This window comes from Caldicellulosiruptor diazotrophicus, assembly GCF_017347585.1.
Lineage (GTDB): Bacteria > Bacillota > Thermoanaerobacteria > Caldicellulosiruptorales > Caldicellulosiruptoraceae > Caldicellulosiruptor > Caldicellulosiruptor diazotrophicus.
Map to the genome: position 1 here is coordinate 223,990 of NZ_AP024480.1, position 21,913 is coordinate 245,902.

Here is a 21,913-nt window from a genome sequence, read left to right on the forward strand (position 1 = left end):
GTAGATTTTGAGCATACAAAAAATTAAGATGTGGAGGCCAGAGAGATGAGAATTAACAAAAAGCTTTTAATAAAAATTGTAGCTGTAATGCTTGCACTTTCTATCTTTGTTGCAGTTCCTGTGTATTCTCAGTTTTTTATAATCTCAACTGATTTTCCTACAGACAAGCAGATGGATTATATCAAAAAGGTATTACAGGTTGCAAAGGTGTATCATATAGGCAAGTACAGTTATGATGAGCTTATTGATATGATGTTTACAGGGCTTTTTAAGAGCCTTGACAAATATTCAGAATACATGAAACCACAGCAGGCTCAGGACTTTACCCAGAGCGTAAATGGTGAGTTTTCAGGAATAGGTATCCAGATAGAAAAACAAGAAGACTACATAGTTGTTGTTGGAGTTTTTGACGGAACACCTGCAAAAGAAGCGGGGCTAAAGGTTGGAGATAAAATCATCGCAGCAGATGGAAAGTCTCTGGTTGGGAAGACAACAGATGATGCTGTTAAACTCATTCGCGGGCAGGAAGGCACAACTGTTGTGATTGACATCTTAAGAGATGGCAAGACTTACAGATTTTCTATTGTCAGAAGAAAGATAAAGATTCCTGTTGTCGAGTATAAGGTACTTGATGATAATATAGGTTATATTAAACTCACACAGTTTACCCAAGGGTGTTCAAATGATGTCAAGAAAGCTCTTGATGAGTTTGACAAAAAAGGTATTAAGAACATTATTTTTGATATTCGAAACAACCCCGGCGGACTTTTGGATGAGGTTGTAAAGATATGTGAATATTTTGTGCCAGAAGGACCCATTGTAACAATTGAGTACAACACCTTTAAAGATGAGTACAAGTCTAAGAACAAAAATCCAAAGTATAGACTTGCAGTTTTAACAAACGAGTCGAGCGCATCTGCTTCAGAGATTTTTGCCCAGGCAATAAAAGACAGAAAAGTAGGGGTTGTGATTGGCACAAAAACGTATGGCAAAGGAACTGTACAGACCTTAGTAAGTCTTCCTGAGACAGACACAAAAAAAGGGTACGTGGCGAAAGTGACTGTTGCAAAGTACAAATCACCGTCTGGCTATTATGTTGAAGGGAAAGGTGTTGTGCCAGACATAGAGGTTCAGGACGACTCACTCTCCCAGTTTGGACCTGATAAGATTTTGAGCCTGAGCGCAACCAAGAAGTTCAAAAAAGGTGATATGGACTTGGAGGTTTTGGCAGCTCAGCAAAGGCTTTTCTACCTTGGATATTTGGATAACTGGACAGCTAAGATGGATGATAGCACAGTAGCTGCAGTTAAAAAGTTCCAGAAAGACAATAAGCTTTATCCTTCTGGAGTGCTTGATATAACCACACAGAAAAAGTTAAATGAAAAGTTTTCAGAGTTTGTAAATTCCAAATATGTTGACAAACAGTTACAGCGAGCAATCCAGTATTTCAAAACTGGAAAGTAAGAAAGTTACAGGGCTTTTGCCGACATTTTAAAAGTGAGTACGGCAAAAGCCTTTTTGTTTTCTAAAAAATTGTATATAAAATTCATTGAAAATATGCAAATTAAAAATTAAAATATATTTAAGGTATATTTACAAAAAAGAAAAATAGAAAGGATAGGGCGGCTTATGGCGTTTGGAACAGATATAGGAATAGATTTGGGCACAGCAACAGTTTTGGTATATGTTAGAGGAAAGGGTATAGTGTTAAGAGAGCCATCAGTTGTTGCGATAGAACAGACAAGAAAACAGATTTTAGCAGTTGGAGAAGAAGCAAGACGAATGATTGGAAGGACACCGGGCAATATCGTGGCTGTAAGACCTCTTCGCGATGGTGTCATTTCAGACTATGAGGTCACAGAGGCAATGCTGAAATATTTTTTGGGGAAGGTACTTGGCAAGAGAGTATTTTTCAAACCGAGGGTTGTTGTGTGTGTGCCATCTGGAGTAACTGAGGTTGAAAAAAGAGCAGTCTTAGATGCAACATACGAAGCGGGCGCAAAACAGACATTTTTAATAGAAGAGCCAATTGCAGCTGCGATTGGTGCAGGGCTTGACATATCAAGACCGGTAGGATGTATGGTGATTGACATCGGTGGTGGAACAACAGACATTGCGGTGATTTCTCTTGGCGGGGCTGTTGTAAGTGAATCAATCAAAGTTGCGGGGGATAAATTTGACGAAGCAATTATCCGATATATAAGAAAGAAACACAGTGTTGCAATTGGTGAAAGAACGGCGGAAGAACTCAAAATAAACATTGGATGTGCTTACAAAAAGCCTCGGGTAGAATCTATGGAAGTGCGTGGAAGAAGCCTTTTAACAGGTCTTCCAAAGACGATAACGGTGACATCTGACGAAATGCTTTTAGCTTTAGAAGAGCCTGTTTCGGCTATAATTGAAGCTGTGCACAGGGTCTTGGAAAATACACCACCTGAACTTGCAGCAGACATTACCTCAACTGGAATAGTTATGACAGGTGGTGGAAGCCTTTTGTGGGGGCTTGACAAGCTTATCTCTGAAAAAACAGGAATTCCAACAAGGATTGCCGATGACCCTGTGTCATGCGTTGCGCTTGGGACAGGTAAGGCTTTAGAATCCTTAGATGTTTTGGAAGCAAGTCTTATAAAAGACCCAAGAGTCAGGTAAAAAAGGAGATTGCAGAAAAGATGATTAGAGGAATTTACACATCGGCATCGGGGATGATTTTGAATCAAAAACTAATGGACATAACAGCAAACAACGTGGCAAATGTGAGTACAACTGGATTTAAAAGAGATGTTGCGCAGGTTGAAAGTTTCAGAAACATGCTTGTCTACAGGATATACGACAAAGTTTCTTCGCCTGACAATGCAATAGGGTATATGTCGTTAGGTAGCGACGTGTCAAGGATTGTGAGTGATTTTTCCCAGGGGCTTTACATAAAAACAGATGAGCCTTTGAACTTGGCAATAAGAGGGAATGGATTTTTTACTGTTGAAATGCCAAATAATCAAGGGACTCAGCAAATCCTTTATACCAGAAACGGTGCATTTACTTTAAATTCGCGGGGAGAGCTTGTGACACTTGATGGTTTTTACGTCCTTGGACAGAACGGAAGAATTGTTCTTCAAAGCGGTGGACAAGTGAGAATTGATGAACAGGGAAATGTCTATCAGAATGGAAGACTTGTTGACAGACTAAGGGTTGTTGATTTTCAGGATAAGCAACTTCTTCGCAAAGTTGGCAATAACCTGTTTGAAGCAGATGCGCTTAGCCAACCGATACCATTTTCAGGTAAGATTATTCAGGGGTATTTGGAAGGCTCTAATGTAAATTCAGTTCAAGAGATGGTCAATATGATAAGTGTACTGCGGGCGTATGAAGCAAACCAGAAGGCGTTTACCATTCAAGATGAGACGTTGCAAAAGGCAGTAAATGAGATTGCGAGAAAGTAGTTAGGATGTAACTTGCGAAAAGAATTAAGAGGTAAAAGGAGGAAAAAAGATAAGATGATGAGAGCACTTTATTCTGCTGCTCTTGGAATGAAAGCGCAGCAGACAAATGTTGATATCATATCCAACAACCTTGCAAATGTGAATACAACAGCTTTCAAAAAAGACAAGGCTGAGTTTAAAGACCTTTTGTATGAGACTTTGTCGCGTGCAGATGTTGTTGCAGGTGATGGAAAGCCAGTAAGTCTTCAGATAGGTCATGGCGTTACAATCTCTGCTATAACAAAAAGCTTTGCAGAAGGGAACTTGGAGAGAACTGAAAACCCACTTGATCTGGCAATTCAGGGGGAAGGATTTTTTGTTGTATCAACCCCCAACGGTCCAAGATATACAAGAGATGGAAGTTTTAAAGTTTCCAATGTTGAGGGGCAAATAAAACTTGTGACCTCAGATGGATATCCAGTTTTAGCAGAGGGTGACACTGAGATTGTTCTTCCAGAGACTGCAATCTCAAGCATCACAATAGATGAAACAGGAAGGATTACGTACAAGGATCAAGAAGGACAAATTCAGGATTCAGGTCTTAAAATCAAGATAGTAAGGTTTATAAATCCTCAAGGACTTTTGGCAGAGGGTAAAAACCTGTATAATGTTTCTGCTGCATCTGGCGAACCTGTATCTGAAGAGGAGATGGAAGGTCAAAAGAGCAGGATTTTGCAAGGTTTTTTGGAGATGTCAAACGTGCAGGTTGTGGATGAAATGGTAAAGTTAATCATTGCTCAGAGGGCGTATGAGATAAATTCCAAGGCAATTCAAACAGCTGACGATATGCTTTCCATGGCAAACAATCTCAAAAGATAAATCTTTCAAGGCAGGTAATTACAAATGAGTGATGTGTCAAGCATTAAGATTCAGGCAGGTTATCAGCAGGGAATTAGCAACTCTATCATAGACAAGCTTGAAAAAGCGTATTCTGAGAAAGACAAACAGAAACTCAAAGAGGCTTGTGAGGAATTTGAAGCAATAATGCTTTCTACCATTTTTAAACAGATGCAAAAGTCGATACCAAAAGGCGGGCTTTTTAAAGAGGGTATTGCAGATGATATCTTTAACGACATGTTTGTTGATGAGATTTCAAAAAATGCTTCAATAGCCGTTTGCAAAATGAATAGATGTACAAACCATAAAATAGGAATACAGGAATAAAAGTCAAGAGGGTGTATAGGTAAATTGTGCTATTTGCACACAATAACAACATTATCAGCAACGTATGTAACTATAAATTTATTACCAAATAATTCAAAAGCCAAAAAAGGCAAAGCTATATCAAACCCTTTAAAAAGGGTTTTTAGTGTGGGCAATTTGTTAGGGATTAAAAATGCATTTTTTAGAGTTAAGAGAAATCTCAGGCAATAAGTTTTTTAAGTTTTTGAAGTTTTTTGTAAGAGATATTTTGGTGATGTTTTAGTATGGCATAAGAGAGAATAAAGAGTAAAAGCATACAAATAGCAGAGAGTAAGAAGTCAGAAAAAAGTGAAATATGGTCATATGAGAAAATGGTATCATGACCGAGAAAAGACTTTAGATTAAAAATAGTTTGCTCGATAGTAACTCTGGATTTGTAAAGTTGATAAAACTGGTCAGAATTTCTATCGATACCTGGATAATACCGCAGGTTGGCATCTGGGTATGTATAGAACATCCTACCTGACTTAGAAGTAGTACAAGGATGTGGGCAGGTGCAAAAGCGTTTATTGTCTTTAATCTGAGAGCAAGGGCAGCGCCATTTAATTCTTGGGGAGCGATTTTTACCATTACAAAGACCTTCGTAGATAAAAGGTTTATTTAGTTTATTACAGAAGGGTATACCGTTTTGTGAGATAGTGATGTTAGGGTCAGAGGTAGGGGTATATGAGGTTTGGTTAGAATTTCTGGGGTTAATAGGGATTATGACTTTAGAGAAATTGAAATCTTTGATGAGGGAAGAATAGACCATGTAAGAGTCAAGAGCACTGTCGGCGATAAAGGTTGAAAACTGATTGAATTGGAAATTATGGTTTAGGTTAATCAAAGCGGGAATAAGAGCTTTTGAATCAGAGATAGCTTTAGAAAAAGCAGGGTCTTGAGGGTCATCAGAAGAAGGACAGAAGGCAGGAGTGATTACAAGAGGTAAACCAAATCCATTAGTGATGATAGCGAATTTGTATCCATAGCAGAAATGACCATTAGCGAACATACGAGTAATATAAGGTGAAGCAGAAGCAGATTTGGGGAGGTTTGAGTATGTGAGATAATACACAGCAGAGGATGTAAGGTTAGGGTTTTGAGATTTAGTTTTTCTGAGCATAGATTGGATGAACTTAGGGTTATTTTCTTTGAGCATAGGGACTAAGGCAGTTGTGTCGAATATTACGCAAGAAGCAAGGTCAGGGTTTATTTCAAGTGCAATATTTTGAGCATATTTTGCGAGGTTATAAAAGACGTTTTCGATTTCGGAGCAAAAGATTTTTCTAAATCTTGAGAATGTAGAGATAGAGGGTATAGTATCGAAGTTGCAGAAAGATTTAAGCTGGTATGAGTTGAGCAAGACAGCACGGAGTTGAGTTAAGGTAGAGAATTTGAAGATTTTTTGGATGAAGAAAGCACATAACATAGATTGCAAAGAGAAGCATCTATGTTTACCGAAGTATTTATAGTAGGCTTTAAAGAAGGATTGAGGGATGAAGTTATTGATATTGATGTATTTGTTGAAGAAGCCAAGAAGGTTATGAGGGTTATTGAGAGCGAGGTTTTTAACGTCCTCATAAAGTTCTAAAAAAGAGAGTTGTTTATTATGATTTTTAAACATTTTATCCTCCTCCTCATAGAAAATATGTTTTATACAGTTATATTTTACACTATCTATGAGGAGGAAGGAATACTTTTTTGAAGATTATATAAAGCTTGATAATGCTCATCTTGAGCGTTTCTGCAAAAGGCTAAAAAATGCTTCAAAACAAGGAGGAATAGGTCTTTCAAAGCTTTTGTATGATTCTATGATAAAGAGAATTGAAAATGCATATAAATTCAAAGAGGAATAAAAAATGGCTGGCACAATCTTGCCAGCTTATTTTTTTGGTTTTATTGTTGAAAATGAAAATCAATAGGTGTAAAATATATTTAAAAACACATAAAAACAAAAAATTTTTCTTAATCCCAATTTTTTAACCGATTTCAAATTAATTTTTTATTTTGGGTTTGTGTCGAATGGAATTTGAACAAGGGGGTATTGTGAGAAGATGTATAAATTTATATTCACAGCATTTGGAGATGAGATAGCAAGCAGTTTGGATGAACAGATAGAGGTTTTAAAAAAACATGGTATTGAATATTTAGAGTTTCGGTCTGCAAATGGTAAAAATATTGCTGACTTTACTGAAAATGAAGCAAAGGAAGTTTTTAAAAAATTAAAAGATAGTGGTATAAAGGTTTCAGCAATAGGGTCTCCAATCGGCAAGGTTGATGTAAACTGCGACTTTGAAAAGTATCTTGACCTTTTTAAACATATCCTCAATCTTGCGCATATCCTTGAGACAAAATACATACGCATCTTTTCGTTTTATGTTCCAGAAGGTGAAGAAGATAAGTACACAGATGTTGTCATAGAAAGGCTTTCAAAGTTTACAGAGATTGCCAAGAAGGAAAATCTTGTTCTTCTTCACGAGAACGAAAAGGAGATATATGGAAACAATGCCGAAAGGTGTTTTAAAATCCTCTCCACAATCAACTCACCCAATTTGAGAGCAACATTTGACCCGGCAAATTTTGTTCAGTGCAAAGTAGAGGTTTATCCTCACGCATTTGAGCTTTTAAAGGATTACATTGAGTATGTTCACATAAAAGATGCAAAATTTTCAGACGGCAGTGTTACAGTTGCAGGTGAGGGTGATGGAAGAGTAAAAGATGTGATAGAAACACTAAAGAGGATGAGCTTTTGTGGTTTTTTATCAATAGAGCCTCATCTTAATAATAATCTTCCTGGTGGTGGACCTGAAAACTTTGCAAAGGCTTATAGGGCAATTAAAAAGATCATCGATGAGGAAGGAGAGAGTTGAAATGTCAAAGCTTAAGTTTGCTATTGCGGGCTGTGGGGTTATATCAAAGACACATGCAACCGCTATTTCAACCCTTTCAAGTGATGCTGAGCTTATTGCTGTGTGCGATATTGTAGAAGATAGAGCAAAAAAACTTGCGCAGGATTTTGGCATAAAAAAGATTTATACTGACTATGAAAAGATGCTTCTTGATCCTGAGATTGATGTTGTATCTATCTGTACACCTTCAGGTGTGCATTCTGACATGGCAGTTTTAGCAGCCGATAGCAAAAAACATGTCATTGTTGAAAAGCCAATGGATATAACATTATCTAAAGCTGACAGAATAATAGAAGCCCAGAACAGGAACAATGTGGTGATTTCTATAATTTCACAGCACAGATACAGCGATTGTATGCAACTTTTAAAAAGGCTCGCAAACGAAGGAAAGTTTGGCAACATAGTTTTAGCAACAAGTTACACTAAATGGTACAGGTCGCAAGAGTATTATGACAGCGGTAGCTGGCGCGGTACATGGAGCTTAGATGGCGGTGGTGCGCTCATGAACCAGTCTATACACTATATAGACATGATTCAGTGGATTGTTGGAAAGGTTGTAGAGGTGTATGCATATTGTGTAACCCGGGCACACAAGCGTATTGAAGTTGAAGACGGAGCAGTTGCAGCAGTCAAGTTTGAAAATGGTGCAATTGGTGAGATAGTTGGAACAACAAGTGCATATCCTGGTTTTGAAACGCGGCTTGAGATTTTTGGTGAAAAAGGCTCTGCAACAGCTGTTAACACCAGGCTTGAAAGTCTTTACTTCAAAGATGGGTCTGAGAAGGAGTATTTAGAGATCTATAAGAAAGAGGAAGATGGTCCTGTTGGAGCATCTTCTGCTGCAATCAAAGAAGAAGGACATGTAAGACAGTACAGAGATGTAATAAATGCTATAAAAACCGGAACAAAACCACTTATCCCCGCTGAGGAAGGTAGACATCCTGTTGAAATTATTTTGGCAATTTATCTTTCAAGTCTTACAGGAAAACCAGTAAAACTTCCTCTTGAAAGTGATGAGGAGGTTTTAAAAGAGATTGAAAAGATAAAAGGCAAAGGTTTTTGAGATTAGAAATAAAATTGAAAAATAGATGTAAAAAAGGGCTGATGCCTATTATATTTTACTGTTTTTGGCAACAGCCCTTTTTTATTTAATTTAACCTTCAAATTTAACCTTCAAAAAATTGCGTAACCTCTTTCAAGAGCTTTCTGATTGGCAAGTTTTGAGGACATTTTTCTTCACACAAACCGCACTCTACACAGTTTGAAGCTTTTTGTTCTACCTTTTCAGGCTTTAAATATGCTTCTTTTGTTTCTTCATACATGTTGTAGACCTTTGCGTCATTGTAAAGATTAAAGTTGCGGGGGATATCAACACCATTTGGACATGGAAGACAGTACTTGCAACCAGTACAATCAATAGGTTTTAACTCAAGGTATTTTTGAGTTACTTCATCTATGAGTTTCAGCTCATCCTCAGAAAGACATCCAACATACCCTTCGTCTGCGGTATTTATATTCTCAATCACCTGCTGCATTGAACTCATCCCGCTCAAAACAGTAGTAACTTCTTTTTGATTCCAGAGCCACAAAAATCCCCACTGTGCAGGTGTTCTTTTGATTTTTGCCTTATCCCATACCATTTGAACCTGCTCAGGGGGTTTTCTTGCAAGCTTTCCGCCCAAAAGTGGTTCCATTATTATAACTCCAAGACCTTTAGCGTGGGCATACTTCAAACCTTCTTCCCCTGCCTGATAGTTTCGGTTTAAATAATTGTACTGTATTTGACAGAATTCCCAGCCATTGTACTCATCAATTATTGTTTTGAACGTGTCAAGACTGTCATGGAAGGAAAAACCAATGTGTTTTATTTTGCCAAGGGACTTAACTTTTTCAATCCAGCTAAAAATGTCCATGTTCTTTAACATGTCCCATCTTTGTTTGTTTAGCGCATGTAAAAGATAAAAATCAATATAATCAGTGTCAAGCCTTTTTAGCTGTTCATCGAGTATCATATCTGCATCTTCAATTTTAGTAAGCTTCCATACAGGCAACTTTGTTGCAAGTTTTACTTTGTTTCTGTATCCCTCCTTTAAAGCTTTGCCAACAACAACTTCACTGTTTCCACCATGATAACCATACGCTGTGTCAATATAATTTACCCCATTGTCAATTGCATATCTTATCATCTCAATTGCCAAAGACTGGTTAATTTGAGATGAGTCGTCCCCATGAATGGGTAAACGCATACATCCAAACCCAAGCGCTGATACTTCAAAATCAATATTTGGAAACTTCCGATACTTCATCTTTTAAATCCTCCTTATATTGCAAGATGGTCTATTTAAAAACAAATGGCTTGAGAAGTTTATTATTCTCAAGCCATTATTTTATTTTAATAATTTTTCAGTCTGAATAATTCTTCACGATAAAATCAAAGCTCATCTTAAGACTTTCAAAAGGTGAGCGCTGGCATACATCTTGCTCTATAATATACCATTCAACTCCTGCTTCATTGCAAGAAGCTATTATTCCATCCCAGTCCAAGTTTCCAAACCCAACTTCAAACATGCCTTGCTTGAAATCTTCAATCATTCCCATATCTTTAAGATGTACAAGAGGAATTCGACCTTCTAAGCTTCTTATCCACTTTTCAGGGTTTGCCCCTGCAAACTGGACCCAATAAGTATCAATTTCTATCATAAGATATTCTGGGTTTGAGCTTTCAATAAAAAGTTCGAACCATGTCTTACCATTGTATTTTTTGAATTCGAAACTGTGGTTGTGATAAGAAAGTGTAATTCCTTCATATTTTAATTTTTCTCCAATTTCATTGCATTCAGCAGCAAAAGCTATAGCACCTTCTTGAGACCGATATTCAGAAGGTGCAGAAGGTATTGCAATGTGCATACACTCGTAAATTTTATGTTCACTAATGACAGTTTCAATTTCTTCTTTAAGTCTTTCAAAAGGGATATGTGTTGCACATATTTTCAAACCAAATTCATCGCATATTTCTTTTAATCTTTTCGGGTTAATTCTACCAATTCCTGAAATTTGAATGGCTTTAAAACCAATTTCGCTTATTTTCTTAAGGCTGTGGCATATTTCTTCTTCTGTTTTCAAAAATTCACGGACTGTATAAAGTTGTGCTGCTATTTTGTCTTTGTTCATATTGTATTTGCCCCACTTTTCTTTTGTTTAAGTTTATTTCATTATACCATAAAATATTACTCTTTAATAGCCCCAATCATGACCCCTTTTACAAAATACTTTTGCAAAAATGGGTATATACACAGAATTGGTACTGTTGATACCACAATTGCCGCGTATTTGATAAGCTCTGTCACTGCAAACCTGTCAGATGCATCTGAAATTCCTGTTGTCATGTTCTCTGTACTGTTCATAATAAGTATCTCTCTTAAAACAAGCTGAAGTGGGTAAAGTTCTCTTGAGCGCAGGTATATAATAGCACTAAAAAACGCATTCCAGTGACCTACAGCATAAAAGAGAATCATAACGGCAATCATCGGCATTGCAAGTGGTATCATGATTCTAAAAAGTATTGTCCAATCCCCAGCTCCATCTATCCTTGCAGACTCTTCCAAACTGTCTGGCACAGCATGAAAACCAGTTCTCATGATGATGAGGTTTGTTGTAGAAATTGCCCCTGGGATTATCATTGCCCAGATTGTATCTATCATCCCAAGAGATTGGACAAGAAGGTATGTTGGAATCATACCGCCGCTAAAGTACATAGTAAATGCAATGAAGAACATAATCGGGTTTTTTAGTTTTAGATTCTTTCTTGAAAGAACATACCCACCCATTGTGGTAAGTAGGATGTTTATAGCTGTTCCTACAACAACGTAAACAAGTGTATTTCTATAACCAATCCAAATCATAGGGTAACTGAGAAGCAGTTTATAAGCTTCCACCGAAAAGTCGAGGGGTCGCAAAAGTGGTCCTCTGTATGCCATAAGCTTAATAGGGTTACTGAATGAAGCAAATATAACATATAGCATTGGATACAGCATTGTAAAGCACAGAAGTCCTAAAAATATATAGTTGAAAGTATCAAATATTATTTCGCCAGCACTTTTTCTTATTTTCATCTTCGAAGTTCACCCCTTTTCTTACCAAAGCGATGTCTCTGTAAGTTTTTTTGCAATCTTGTTTGAGAATATGACCAGTAAAAAGTTGATAACAGAGTTAAAAAGTCCAACAGCTGCACCGTAGCTGTAGTCCATCTCCAAAAGACCTTTTCTATATACATAAGTTGAAATAACGTCTGCTGTTTCATATGTCAAAGGATTGTACATCAAAAATACCTTTTCAAATCCGACATTCATCATGTGTCCAACTCTGAGAAGGAACATTATAACAATTGTTGGCAATATCCCTGGGATTGTTACATATAATGCTTGTCTGAACCTTCCCGCACCGTCAATCAGCGCTGCTTCATAAAGCTGAGGGTCTATGTTTGAGATTGCAGCAAGGTACACAATCGAACCCCAGCCAAGGTTTTGCCATATTCCAGAGCCGACATACAGTGGTCTGAACCAGCCAGGTTCTGTCATAAACGAAATAGGTTCTGACAAAATGCCGAGAGATTTGAGTATATTGTTTATAAGACCGTCTCTTGCAAAAAAGTCCATAATCATACCAACAATAACAACTGTTGAAATAAAGTGTGGCATATAACTTACAGTCTGAAGAGTTCTTTTGTAAATAGTATTTTTAATTTCATTAAGCAAAAGTGCGAAGAGAATTGGAGCAGGAAAACCAAATATGAGGTCGTAAACGTTTATAAGTATTGTATTTCTGATTATTCTCCAGACATAAAAGCTGTCATAGACAAAGAATTCTTTGAACTTTTCTAAACCAACCCATGGACTGCCCCAGATACCTTTTGCTGGTGTAAAATCTTTAAAAGCTATTTGAAGACCGTACATAGGGATGTAGTGAAATATAAAATAATAAGCCACAACAGGGATAATCATTAAATAAAGGCTTTTATTACGTATAATATCTTTTTTTAGTTCTTGCCATCTGTTTGGCTGATAAGACTTAATTGTTGCCTTTTCCATAATCCTTTGAACCTCCTCAAAGAAGATTTATAAAAAAGAGCCTTGCAATAAGGTGTTTAAAGAAAAGCATTTATTTTTTGCCTTGTTGCAAGGCTCTTTTTGATATGGATATTTCTATATTATTTTCTCTTCTTCCATCTGTCGTATGCAGCTTGATAAATCTTTATAGCCTCATCAATCTTCATTTGTTTAAGAGTCTTTACAAATGCATCAACATTTGTTGCTTTTCCTGTCATAAGTCTTAAGAACATTTCATCATAGTATGTGTTGACTGTATTCATAATATTTGCAAGTCTCTTGGATTCTTCGTCTGTAAACGAAAGTGGTGGAAGAATTCTGTCATTTTTGACATCAGACCATTTTTCCATGACAGCTTCTTTTTGTTGTGGATACATCATCTGAATCTGTAGATAATACTCATCTGCTTGGGCAAAAGGACCACTGATTGATGCACGGGCATATTTTGCCAGAGCTTCAGCTGCTGAAAGTCCTTGTGGGTTTTTCAAAATTTCATCTGTGTAGTAAACTTTGCCATCTTTCTTTACATATGATTTTCCAAGTACACCATAGTTAAATGCTTCGTACCCTTCTTTGCTATAACCCCAGTCAAGCACCTTCATAGCAGTGGGTATATCTTTACACGCAGTTGTTATAGCAGCGCTTGTTCTGGAGAACAAGAATTCAGCCTGTCCTAAAAGTGGTTTTTCGCCTTTCTTGAGCACAGGGAACTTGGTAGCTATTATGTCTTTCTTCAGGTTCAAGAAGAAGCCCATATCACCAGACAGAAGTCCTATCCATGCACCTATTACATCATTTTGAACATTTGCTCTTATAACCTTCTGGTTCATTGTGAGAATGTCTGGGTCAATAAGTCCTTCTTTCCACCATTTTTGCAGAGTTGCTATAAACTGTTTGTATTGAGGTTCTAATGGGCCGTATTTAACTTTACCATTAACTTGGAAAAAGTCTGTTTTAATACCCCATGCACCAACTAAGAATGAAGAATAATCAAATGCATATCTCGGATTAGAAGCATTTCTGAGGATTGAAAATCCTCTTTCATCCTTTTTGCCATTACCGTTTGGGTCTTTTGTTACAAATGCTTTCAAAACCTTGTACCAATCATCAACTGTTTCTGGTTCTTTTAATCCAAGCTTTTTCAACCAGTCATTTCTTATTTGAGGTCCATAGTATACGCATGCAATTTTTGGGTTTGTTCCACGAAGAGCTGGGAATCCATAAATGTCACCATCGTCTGTAACAATAAGTTTTTTGATGTCAGGATGTTGCTGCAAGTATTTTGATAAATTTGGAGCATATTTTGGCATATAGTCGTTAAGTCTAATAATAACTTTGTCAAGCAAAGCTTTTACAGGTCCGCCAGGATAGTTATCAATCCAGTTCCACTCAATGATATCTGTCAGCTGCCTTGATGCCACCATAAGATTGAACTGGTCTGTTTCTCCACCAACCGGTGGGTGTTTAAACACAAGTTTTACACCGAGTTTTTTCTGCAAAAGTTGGTATGCAGCAATTGATGAATAGCTGCTGTAGGATGTTGCAACCTTGGGGTCAAGTCGAACAAAATAGGTAAGTGTTGGTGTTGGTTTTGCATAAGCTGTTGAGGTTGATGAGACAAATACTGGAATTAAAAGCGATAAGGCAAATACCATAACTACAATCATGCTTATAACCTTTTTAGAAGATTTGAACCAATCCATCTTGAAACCTCCTTACTTTAAAAGTTTTTATTGATTTTTCCCAAATTACCCGCAACAAAAGTTTATTGTTTTCAACAACTTGTTAGCGGGCTTTACAGCTTTTATTATAAAGGGGAGGAGAGACTTTATGAAAGAGGAAAATGTTAAGGTTAAAAGGACAATATTAAACTTCTTAAAAATGTACTCATCATTTATATTTTCTTTGCAATATGTTTCATTGCTTTTCAATATTGCTTGTATTATAATTGAAATTGCCCAAAAATGAGGCTTTAAATATATGATATTTGAGGAGGATTTTTTTAAGTATGTTCAAGAAAATACTGTGGCGATTTGTATTTTCATATCTTGTTATTTTTATAATTCCGCTTTTGATAGGTATTGGGTCTTATTTTAGTATAAAAAACATAATGATGAGTAGCCTATATAGGTATAACAAAACTGCCCTTACCCAGCTTGAAGATAAGGTTGAAAATGAGATTGTAAAGTCTGTTGAATCTCTTGCAGATTGGATAAATTTAAATCCCTATTATTTTATTTTTCTTCCTGAAGCCAAAGAAGCGCTTGATAGCAGCGATAGACTTCTTAATATCAGAAATCTTTGCAGAGAGATATATTCACAGACATATAAAAATTCATACATAATAGATGCTTTTATATACATTCCTTCTGAGAACATCATTGTTGGTCCATCATATACTACAACACCTTATAATTACTATACATACATCAACAGACCACTTAATATGAGTTTTGAAAAATGGCTTGAGTTTTTGAGCGGTGAATACAAGATGAAATATATACCTTCTTTTAAGATAAAAGCAGACTATAAAAATCTTTCTACAATTGTGTTTGCAAATACCTTATCAAGATGGATAATAGATGGTAAAAATGCGAATGTGTTTGTAATAATAGACCAAAGCAAGATTGTCAGTACAATGAAAGAAATTGTGAGCTATCCTAAAGGGATACTTTGGATTCTGGATAGAGACAACAATCAGGTTCTTAAAGTTTCTGCAGACAAACAGGACATATCTTTGCCAAAACTCAACTTTTCAATCTACAATGACTTTAGAATTCAAGAACTGACATTGAATGGTGAAAAATGGATAATATATTATGTTATATCACCTATTTATGGTTGGAAATATATATCCATGGTACCTGTCAACAGCTTTTTTGAAGAGATACGTAAAATTCGCAATCTGAGTCTTATTCTTCTTGGGTTTATGAGTATAATTGGCAGTATACTCATATTTTTCTTCAGTATGCAAAACTACAGACCGCTGAGCGAAATAAAAAGATTGTTGCAAGCAGGAAATGAAACAAAGAGCTTTGAACTTGAAAAGAACGAATTTGATTTTATAAGAGACCTTGTTTTGCAAACACTTTCTAAAGAAGAAGAATTGAAAAAACAAATAATGAGATTTTCTCCAATCATAAAAAACAATTTGTTGTATCAGTTACTTCTTGGCAGTATATTACCTGAAAATATAGGTGAGTTAGAACTAAAAACCCTTGAAATGCAAAGACAGGATGCAAAGTTTTTGGTATGTTTGATTGAGATTGATGACTGCTCTGGGTTTATAAAGGGTGAGAGTGATAGTGAATATTCTCTTGTAACCCTCGTTGTTACGAACGTTATGGATGAGCTTTTGGAGACAAATGGTTTTAAACACTGGGATGTGTTGTTTTCAAGGACAAAGCTGAGTGTTATCATTGAGGTTATAGATAATGTTAAAGACAGTATTAAAAAGCTTACAGAAATATTTGGAAATATGATAGAGTTTTTAGAGAAAAATTTTTCAATTTATATGTCTGTGGGTATAAGCGGAGAGGTTATGGGAATAATAAACTTAAAATTTGCATATGAACAGGCTGAAAAGGTTCTTTCATTGAAATTTGTAAAACCTAACATGAAGATTTTTAAATTTTCTGAGCTCTCTCAAGATATAACGTCCGAAAAAGAGTTTTTGCCTAAGGATATTGAAAATAAAATTGTAAATATTGTTAAAGAAGGTAAGGTTGAAGGGGTTTATGAGGTATTTGAAAATATCAAAAATCATATAACAGCGGCAAACTCACCTCATATGGCCAAGATGATACTTATATATCTTTACGGGCTTTACTATCAGCTTTTAAACAGTATTCCAAACAAGGTTGGGGAAAAACAAAAACCAGAGCCAGAAAAGGTTATGAGATTAATAATTGAAGAGAAGAATCCCAAGAAGGTTCTTCAGTCAATACAGGAAGACTTTAAAATACTTACAGAAAATGTAATAGTTAACAAGCAGAAAATAGGCAATGACTTAATTTCAAATATTTTGGACTTTATTCATCAGCAGTATTCAAGTTCTGAGATATCACTTTCTACAATTGCAGAAAAATTTAACATAACTCCACAGTATCTTTCAGCAATATTCAAAGAGAAGGCTGGTCAGAACATCAGTGATTATATCCAAAGCTTGAGAATGAACAAAGCTAAGGAACTTCTTCTTACAACTGACTATTCTGTTTCTCAAATAGCGAAAATGATAGGATATACAGAGGTAAGTGGTTTTACAAAGGCTTTTAAAAAGGTTGAGGGTATATCACCCAACAAGTTTAGAGAGCTCAATAAAATACAATAAAAAAAGAGCGGGAGGGAGAAGAAATTTTGGTTTCTAACTTCCTTCCCGCTCAGATTATTTTTAACCGAATTGCTGGGGGATGCTATAAGATATTTTTCAACCTTGCAATTCTTTTTTCTCTATCCCTTACAAACCTTTCAATGCCGTTATAAATGCTATCACAGTCCAAGTGCGCTTCTTTTAAAACTTCATCAACTGTTCCACCTGTTCGCCAGTTATTATCCCAGTCGCTTGAAAGAGAATATTCTTCTGAAACCTTAGAAAATATCCAGTCTTGCATAAGTTTTTTGCTTTCATTTGTAACAACCATTGAATCTATCCAGTCTTCAATAGGCAAAACCTTGTTTTTGTATGTTTCATCTTGCATCATGAAAAGCTCATAACTTGGTGCAGCTATTATTTTAAGGTTAAAATCTTTTCTTAGTTGTGGCAAGATTTTTATCAAATTGTATGTTGTGCTTGTACCTCTTACGATTATTGTTCCGTCCTTTTTTCTGTCTGGGTCAAAGTCGTTTATTATATAAGCACCTTTTGCAGCTTCGAAATGAGATGGGATGCCAAGTGCGCTTCTGTCTGGTATTTCAATCGGTGGTCTTGTAAGATGCAAAGCTATATTATTGATATCTGTTGCAAGTGCAGCGCCAAGTAAAACAGGTACTTCGTTATGTTCCCATGGATAGAGATTTATAATCTTTCCTTTTGGGAACAGTTGCAATACACCTGGTTCAAATATTCCAAAGTGTGTTCTTGAATCTTCTGCAGTCTCTGGTCCAGAATGACCTGCAACCCAGATGACTTTGCCAAATTTTATTGGAGAGTCTTGAGCCATCTGTGAAAAAAGCCTTATTGCGCCGTATTTGAGATACATAAACGAACCATACGTTGATGTTATAGCCCAAAAGCCATTAAAATCTTCATGTGGATTTTCACTCAAGTTTACAGTTGCTAAACCTGCACATACACCAGCATTTAAAAACTCTGTAATTGCAGATGGTAAAATTGCTCCGTTTATATTCTTTTCTCTGTCATATACTCCAAAACCACCAAAATCATCTTTTCCAAGACCAAAACCGTGAAGGTTGGTTGACTCTGTAAGGTCGGCAGATGTTGCAATCACAAGAGGTCTTCCATACTTTTTGCCGATTACACCGTTTATATACATTCCCCATTTTGCTAAAGCTGATCTGTTTGGAACATTTTCGCCTGGCTTTGCAAAAAGCCAGTCAGGATAGTTTTTGTAATCATAGATAGCCGTGTCTTTATATGGATTTTGGTTTAGAACAAATGTTGAAGGTGCTTCTTTTGGCAGAGTTTCTGCAATTTCAATAAGTGTGTCTGTGATATACTTTAAAAGCTCTTCATCTGATGTAAGTACCCTGTTTATAATCTTGAGGTTTTCTTCCCATTGTTTTTTCTCTTCATCCGGGTCAGATGACGCAGGTTTTCCAAAACCTACAAATTCTACACCACACTTTTCCATGAAAGGTTTTCTTGTCTCCCAGAAAATCTCTGAGTTTTTCTTGTGTGGCACACCGTGAGATTTGTTGTCATACACGCCATACTCATATCCTTTTTTGGTCTTAAACCACATAAAATTAGGAATATTCTCATTTGCTTCTTCAACTGCTTTTTTAATGGTATAGTAGACATCCTGCCAGCTATGACCGTTCATTGTTCCAAAAACCTTCCAGCCATGGGCAGAAAACCATTCTTCAGGTGTACCATACACAACAGAAGAAAAAGGTCTGTCATCTATTCCAAAATCGTTCCAGTCTAGCAGCCAAAAAAGATTTCCAAGACCATATGCCCATGCGCCGTTTTGAGACTCATGAGTTACGCCGGCTGTCAGCGCACCTTCACCTTCAATCAAGAATACCTTTACATTTTGAAGCCCAGCTTTTTTGAGTGCCAAAGCTTGCCCAACAGATGCAGGAAGACCATGGGCAGAAGGTCCTGTGTTGAATTTCAAAAGCAGCGTTTTCCCGCTTGACTCGGCATGGCCAGGAAGTCCGCCTCTGTGCCTGAAAGTGAGAAGGTCGTAGTATCGTACAAGTTTATCTTCAGCAATCAGATACTTTCCATCTTTGGTTTGTCTGTACATCTCATTAAAAGCATCGCCAATAACTGCAAAAAGAGAATAGATTATCGGGATTGTATGTCCAGCTGAGAGAATTAGCCTGTCGTTAAATCTATATTCAGGCTTTCTAATATCATATAACATCTTTTTTCCAAATAAAAGAGAGATAAGCATGTGAGCTTTTGAGTGAGACCCACCAGGATGACCGCTCTGCCTATAATTTAGAGTAAAATCAAGATACTGATAAGTTATGTCTTTAATCTTTTCCCAGAATTGAAATTCTTTCTCCATCTTAAACCTCCCACATTATTGTTCATTATTTCTACTACTTTGAGCTTAATTATAACAGTAAAATGTAATAAATTAAAGTGGATTGTTTTAAGTTTAAAGCGAAAATTTTAAGATAATTGTTTAACAAAATGTTGTTGTTTTGAACGAATTTAGATTCAAAAACCATAAAATATATTCAAAAATCCTTAAACAAAATATTTGAATTTTATTTAATTATGTTGACTTTTTATCCCTGAGCATTTACAATTGAATATTATCTACCTATCAAATTTTTAATGGTATAATATTTTGAAAACCATACTGATTTTTTGATCGAAATTTCAAAAGGGGGTCAGAGCGTTGCTGCATACATTTGTCAATGCCATTCAGGGTGTACTTGTGATTTTATTTGTTCTCATGCTTGGATATTTTCTTGCAAAGACCAAATGGTTTGACTCAAAAATATCAGACCTTTTTGCAAAGGTTGTTGTAAATGTGTCGCTACCACTTTACATGATAGCAAACCTCACCTCAACATTTACAAAAAATGAACTTGAACATTCAGCAAGAGGGCTTTTGATACCGTTCTTGTCAATATTACTATCTTATTTTGTAGCTATGGTAATTGCAAGGGTTGCAAATGTAAATAATCACAGGAGAGGACTTTTTGCTGCCATATTTTCTCTTTCAAACTCAATTTTTGTAGGGCTTCCTATGTCTCTTGCACTTTTTGGAGATGTCGCAACACCTTATACACTGCTTTATTACATGGCAAACACTACAATCTGGTGGACACTTGGTGTATATGGAATTATTAAAGACAACAGAGAAGAAAAACAAAATGTTTTGAGTATAGATACTCTGAGACGTATATTTAATCCTCCTCTGATAGGATTTTTAATAGGAGTTGCTCTTATACTTTTACAGATAAAACTTCCAAAATTTATATTTGACAGTTTTAAAATGGTAGGAGGGCTTACCACCCCCCTTTCCATCTTCTGTGTGGGAATAACAATGTATGAGATGGGGTTTAAAAATTTCAGATTAGACAAAGATAGTATTTTAGTATTTACAGGAAGATTTATTGTTACGCCTTTTATTACATGGCTTCTTTCACATTTTATTCCCGTTCCTAAACTCATGCGAGATGTGTTTATCATAATGTCTGCTATGCCTGTGATGGTAAATTCAGCTATAATTTCAAGAGTATATAATGGTGACTATGAATTTGCTACTGCTATGATTACGTATTCAACCGTATTTTCGGTTGTAATAATGCCGTTTTTGATGGTGCTAGTTAAGATTATTTAGTTTTCTCAAGATTCTTTTTCTTAAAGGTGGTGATAAGAACAATTGTAGTCAATACTATGGTAACAAATCCAGGAATATAAAATCCAGCCCAGGGGGAGATTTTTTGAGAAATTGTTCCTGTAAAGAGGTTTCCAATTGGCGTTGTTCCAGCATTGCAAAGAAAGTAGATGCTCAGCACCCTTGCTCTAAAGTCATCACTCGATGAAAGCTGCAAAAGAGCGTTTGAGCTTGTGTTAAAACTTATTGCAAGAAGACCAACAAATACAAACAGTACACAAGCTACTGCATAGCTTTTGTTAAAGCCAAGAAAAATGTAAACTAATGACACAAAAAGAATGAACTTAAAAAGGAGATTTAAATTAATCTTTTCCTTTCTTCTTGTAGCTGTCAAAAATGCGCCTATAAGTGATCCAATTCCCATCGATGACATTAAAAGTCCAAAACCTGTTTCATTTCTGCCCAGAGCAAGTTTTGCATACACAGGGATAAGAACATTAAAATTGAGTATGAATGTGCCCATGATTAAAACAAGCGATATTGCTCTCAAAAGTACTTTTGTCTTATACACATACTTGAGCCCTTCTATCACCTCCGCAAAAACACTTTTACCATTTTTCTCTTTTTGAGGCTCTTTGGCGTCAATCATAAATACGCCTATAATGACCGGTACAAAACTTATGGCGTTTGCCAAAAAACACATTTCAATTCCAACTGTTGATATTACCAAGCTTGCAACAGCAGGGCCTATGATTCTTGCAAGGTTGAAAATCATAGAGTTAAGACCAACTGCGTTTGGTAGGTCTTCTTTTCCAACAAGGGTTATCATGTAAGACTGTCTTGCAGGATTATCAAATGTTGTAACAAAACCTCTCATCAGTGCTAAAACTACTAAGTGCCAGTAACGAACTGTGTGAGTATATGTAATCAAAAATAGAGTGAAAGCAAAAAGTAGAAGAAGGCTTTGGGTTAACAAAATAATCTTTCTTTTTTGCCTTTTATCAAGTATTGCACCTGCAAAAAGTGAAATAAACATTACAGGCACTTGTTCACATGCAGTGACGATACTTAAAAGCAACGCTGAGTTTGTAAGCTCTAAAGCCAGCCATTGCATTGCCATATTCTGCATCCATGAACCAATTACCGATATTGCCTGCCCAAACCAGTAATACCGGTAGTTTTTGTGCCGGAGGGATCTGAATGGTCCAGACATTAAAACAAGTTGCATTGTTTTTCCACCTTCTTGTAGATATTAT

19 protein-coding genes are annotated in these 21,913 nt (G+C 36.2%); 11 read left to right on the top strand and 8 right to left on the bottom strand.

Annotation, left to right across the window (positions count from 1 at the left end; genetic code table 11):
* Positions 1-45: 45 nt before the first annotated feature.
* The 5 genes from CaldiYA01_RS00890 to CaldiYA01_RS00910 all read left to right on the top strand — a co-directional run bounded on the left by CaldiYA01_RS00890 (position 46) and on the right by CaldiYA01_RS00910 (position 4,640).
* Complete coding sequence (locus tag CaldiYA01_RS00890) at positions 46-1,464, top strand: S41 family peptidase (protein ID WP_207180441.1); 1,419 nt, start codon at positions 46-48, stop codon at positions 1,462-1,464.
* Between the two features lie 165 nt (positions 1,465-1,629).
* Positions 1,630-2,649, top strand: coding sequence for a rod shape-determining protein (gene mreB, locus CaldiYA01_RS00895; protein ID WP_207180443.1), 1,020 nt, complete (start codon positions 1,630-1,632; stop codon positions 2,647-2,649).
* Positions 2,650-2,669: 20 nt separating this feature from the next.
* A complete protein-coding gene (locus CaldiYA01_RS00900; protein WP_207180445.1) occupies positions 2,670-3,437 on the top strand; it encodes a flagellar hook-basal body protein in 768 nt (255 codons plus the stop codon).
* A gap of 54 nt (positions 3,438-3,491) precedes the next feature.
* A complete protein-coding gene (gene flgG / locus CaldiYA01_RS00905) occupies positions 3,492-4,295 on the top strand; it encodes a flagellar basal-body rod protein FlgG (protein ID WP_013291357.1) in 804 nt (267 codons plus the stop codon).
* Between the two features lie 24 nt (positions 4,296-4,319).
* Positions 4,320-4,640: a rod-binding protein gene (locus CaldiYA01_RS00910; RefSeq protein WP_207180447.1), complete on the top strand. Its 321-nt coding sequence runs from the start codon at positions 4,320-4,322 to the stop codon at positions 4,638-4,640.
* Between the two features lie 199 nt (positions 4,641-4,839).
* Here the strand turns inward: CaldiYA01_RS00910 and CaldiYA01_RS00915 are convergent, their stop codons facing one another.
* Positions 4,840-6,282 carry a transposase gene (locus CaldiYA01_RS00915; RefSeq protein ID WP_207180368.1) on the bottom strand — a complete coding sequence of 481 codons (1,443 nt, stop codon included), beginning with the start codon at positions 6,280-6,282 and terminating at the stop codon, positions 4,840-4,842.
* A gap of 55 nt (positions 6,283-6,337) precedes the next feature.
* Between CaldiYA01_RS00915 and CaldiYA01_RS12210 the strand changes: the two genes are divergently transcribed.
* The 3 genes from CaldiYA01_RS12210 (at position 6,338) to CaldiYA01_RS00930 (ending at position 8,630) form a co-directional block, all read left to right on the top strand.
* Positions 6,338-6,514: a hypothetical protein gene (locus CaldiYA01_RS12210; RefSeq protein WP_238480560.1), complete on the top strand. Its 177-nt coding sequence runs from the start codon at positions 6,338-6,340 to the stop codon at positions 6,512-6,514.
* 198 nt (positions 6,515-6,712) lie between these two features.
* Positions 6,713-7,528 (top strand): sugar phosphate isomerase/epimerase family protein, encoded by an 816-nt coding sequence (locus CaldiYA01_RS00925; protein ID WP_207180449.1) that lies wholly within the window; start codon positions 6,713-6,715, stop codon positions 7,526-7,528.
* A gap of 1 nt (position 7,529) precedes the next feature.
* A complete protein-coding gene (locus CaldiYA01_RS00930; RefSeq protein WP_207180450.1) occupies positions 7,530-8,630 on the top strand; it encodes a Gfo/Idh/MocA family protein in 1,101 nt (366 codons plus the stop codon).
* A 103-nt stretch (positions 8,631-8,733) separates the two neighbouring features.
* Here the strand turns inward: CaldiYA01_RS00930 and CaldiYA01_RS00935 are convergent, their stop codons facing one another.
* The 5 genes from CaldiYA01_RS00935 to CaldiYA01_RS00955 form a co-directional block, all read right to left on the bottom strand.
* The gene (locus tag CaldiYA01_RS00935; RefSeq protein ID WP_207180452.1) at positions 8,734-9,873 is read right to left on the bottom strand and encodes an aldo/keto reductase; all 1,140 of its coding nucleotides are present in this window, start codon (positions 9,871-9,873) and stop codon (positions 8,734-8,736) included.
* Positions 9,874-9,970: 97 nt separating this feature from the next.
* Positions 9,971-10,738 (bottom strand): sugar phosphate isomerase/epimerase family protein, encoded by a 768-nt coding sequence (locus CaldiYA01_RS00940; protein WP_207180453.1) that lies wholly within the window; start codon positions 10,736-10,738, stop codon positions 9,971-9,973.
* Positions 10,739-10,794: 56 nt separating this feature from the next.
* Positions 10,795-11,679, bottom strand: a complete 885-nt coding sequence (locus CaldiYA01_RS00945) for a carbohydrate ABC transporter permease (RefSeq protein WP_013429291.1) — start codon at positions 11,677-11,679, stop codon at positions 10,795-10,797.
* 21 nt (positions 11,680-11,700) lie between these two features.
* Positions 11,701-12,654: an ABC transporter permease gene (locus CaldiYA01_RS00950; RefSeq protein WP_207180455.1), complete on the bottom strand. Its 954-nt coding sequence runs from the start codon at positions 12,652-12,654 to the stop codon at positions 11,701-11,703.
* A 119-nt stretch (positions 12,655-12,773) separates the two neighbouring features.
* Complete coding sequence (locus CaldiYA01_RS00955) at positions 12,774-14,375, bottom strand: type 2 periplasmic-binding domain-containing protein (protein ID WP_207180463.1); 1,602 nt, start codon at positions 14,373-14,375, stop codon at positions 12,774-12,776.
* A gap of 127 nt (positions 14,376-14,502) precedes the next feature.
* Between CaldiYA01_RS00955 and CaldiYA01_RS00960 the strand changes: the two genes are divergently transcribed.
* Both CaldiYA01_RS00960 and CaldiYA01_RS00965 read left to right on the top strand, forming a co-directional pair.
* Positions 14,503-14,640 carry a hypothetical protein gene (locus CaldiYA01_RS00960; RefSeq protein ID WP_207180465.1) on the top strand — a complete coding sequence of 46 codons (138 nt, stop codon included), beginning with the start codon at positions 14,503-14,505 and terminating at the stop codon, positions 14,638-14,640.
* 40 nt (positions 14,641-14,680) lie between these two features.
* Positions 14,681-17,002: a helix-turn-helix domain-containing protein gene (locus CaldiYA01_RS00965; RefSeq protein WP_207180467.1), complete on the top strand. Its 2,322-nt coding sequence runs from the start codon at positions 14,681-14,683 to the stop codon at positions 17,000-17,002.
* 82 nt (positions 17,003-17,084) lie between these two features.
* Here CaldiYA01_RS00965 and CaldiYA01_RS00970 read toward each other — a convergent pair whose 3' ends face one another.
* Positions 17,085-19,370 (bottom strand): transketolase family protein, encoded by a 2,286-nt coding sequence (locus CaldiYA01_RS00970; RefSeq protein ID WP_207180469.1) that lies wholly within the window; start codon positions 19,368-19,370, stop codon positions 17,085-17,087.
* 339 nt (positions 19,371-19,709) lie between these two features.
* Here CaldiYA01_RS00970 and CaldiYA01_RS00975 point away from each other — a divergent pair, with 339 nt between their 5' ends.
* Positions 19,710-20,660, top strand: a complete 951-nt coding sequence (locus CaldiYA01_RS00975) for an AEC family transporter (protein WP_207180470.1) — start codon at positions 19,710-19,712, stop codon at positions 20,658-20,660.
* Here the strand turns inward: CaldiYA01_RS00975 and CaldiYA01_RS00980 are convergent.
* Positions 20,653-21,885: an MFS transporter gene (locus CaldiYA01_RS00980; RefSeq protein WP_207180472.1), complete on the bottom strand. Its 1,233-nt coding sequence runs from the start codon at positions 21,883-21,885 to the stop codon at positions 20,653-20,655. The two genes, CaldiYA01_RS00975 and CaldiYA01_RS00980, sit on opposite strands and share 8 nt — an antisense overlap.
* Positions 21,886-21,913: the final 28 nt, after the last annotated feature.

Coding starts and splice junctions, on each gene's coding strand:
- CaldiYA01_RS00890 (WP_207180441.1), top strand. CDS start 46: ATGAGAATTAACAAAAAGCTTTTAATAAAAATTGTAGCTGTAATGCTT.
- mreB (WP_207180443.1), top strand. CDS start 1,630: ATGGCGTTTGGAACAGATATAGGAATAGATTTGGGCACAGCAACAGTT.
- CaldiYA01_RS00900 (WP_207180445.1), top strand. CDS start 2,670: ATGATTAGAGGAATTTACACATCGGCATCGGGGATGATTTTGAATCAA.
- flgG (WP_013291357.1), top strand. CDS start 3,492: ATGATGAGAGCACTTTATTCTGCTGCTCTTGGAATGAAAGCGCAGCAG.
- CaldiYA01_RS00910 (WP_207180447.1), top strand. CDS start 4,320: ATGAGTGATGTGTCAAGCATTAAGATTCAGGCAGGTTATCAGCAGGGA.
- CaldiYA01_RS00915 (WP_207180368.1), bottom strand. CDS start 6,282: ATGTTTAAAAATCATAATAAACAACTCTCTTTTTTAGAACTTTATGAG.
- CaldiYA01_RS12210 (WP_238480560.1), top strand. CDS start 6,338: ATGAGGAGGAAGGAATACTTTTTTGAAGATTATATAAAGCTTGATAAT.
- CaldiYA01_RS00925 (WP_207180449.1), top strand. CDS start 6,713: ATGTATAAATTTATATTCACAGCATTTGGAGATGAGATAGCAAGCAGT.
- CaldiYA01_RS00930 (WP_207180450.1), top strand. CDS start 7,530: ATGTCAAAGCTTAAGTTTGCTATTGCGGGCTGTGGGGTTATATCAAAG.
- CaldiYA01_RS00935 (WP_207180452.1), bottom strand. CDS start 9,873: ATGAAGTATCGGAAGTTTCCAAATATTGATTTTGAAGTATCAGCGCTT.
- CaldiYA01_RS00940 (WP_207180453.1), bottom strand. CDS start 10,738: ATGAACAAAGACAAAATAGCAGCACAACTTTATACAGTCCGTGAATTT.
- CaldiYA01_RS00945 (WP_013429291.1), bottom strand. CDS start 11,679: ATGAAAATAAGAAAAAGTGCTGGCGAAATAATATTTGATACTTTCAAC.
- CaldiYA01_RS00950 (WP_207180455.1), bottom strand. CDS start 12,654: ATGGAAAAGGCAACAATTAAGTCTTATCAGCCAAACAGATGGCAAGAA.
- CaldiYA01_RS00955 (WP_207180463.1), bottom strand. CDS start 14,375: ATGGATTGGTTCAAATCTTCTAAAAAGGTTATAAGCATGATTGTAGTT.
- CaldiYA01_RS00960 (WP_207180465.1), top strand. CDS start 14,503: ATGAAAGAGGAAAATGTTAAGGTTAAAAGGACAATATTAAACTTCTTA.
- CaldiYA01_RS00965 (WP_207180467.1), top strand. CDS start 14,681: ATGTTCAAGAAAATACTGTGGCGATTTGTATTTTCATATCTTGTTATT.
- CaldiYA01_RS00970 (WP_207180469.1), bottom strand. CDS start 19,370: ATGGAGAAAGAATTTCAATTCTGGGAAAAGATTAAAGACATAACTTAT.
- CaldiYA01_RS00980 (WP_207180472.1), bottom strand. CDS start 21,885: ATGCAACTTGTTTTAATGTCTGGACCATTCAGATCCCTCCGGCACAAA.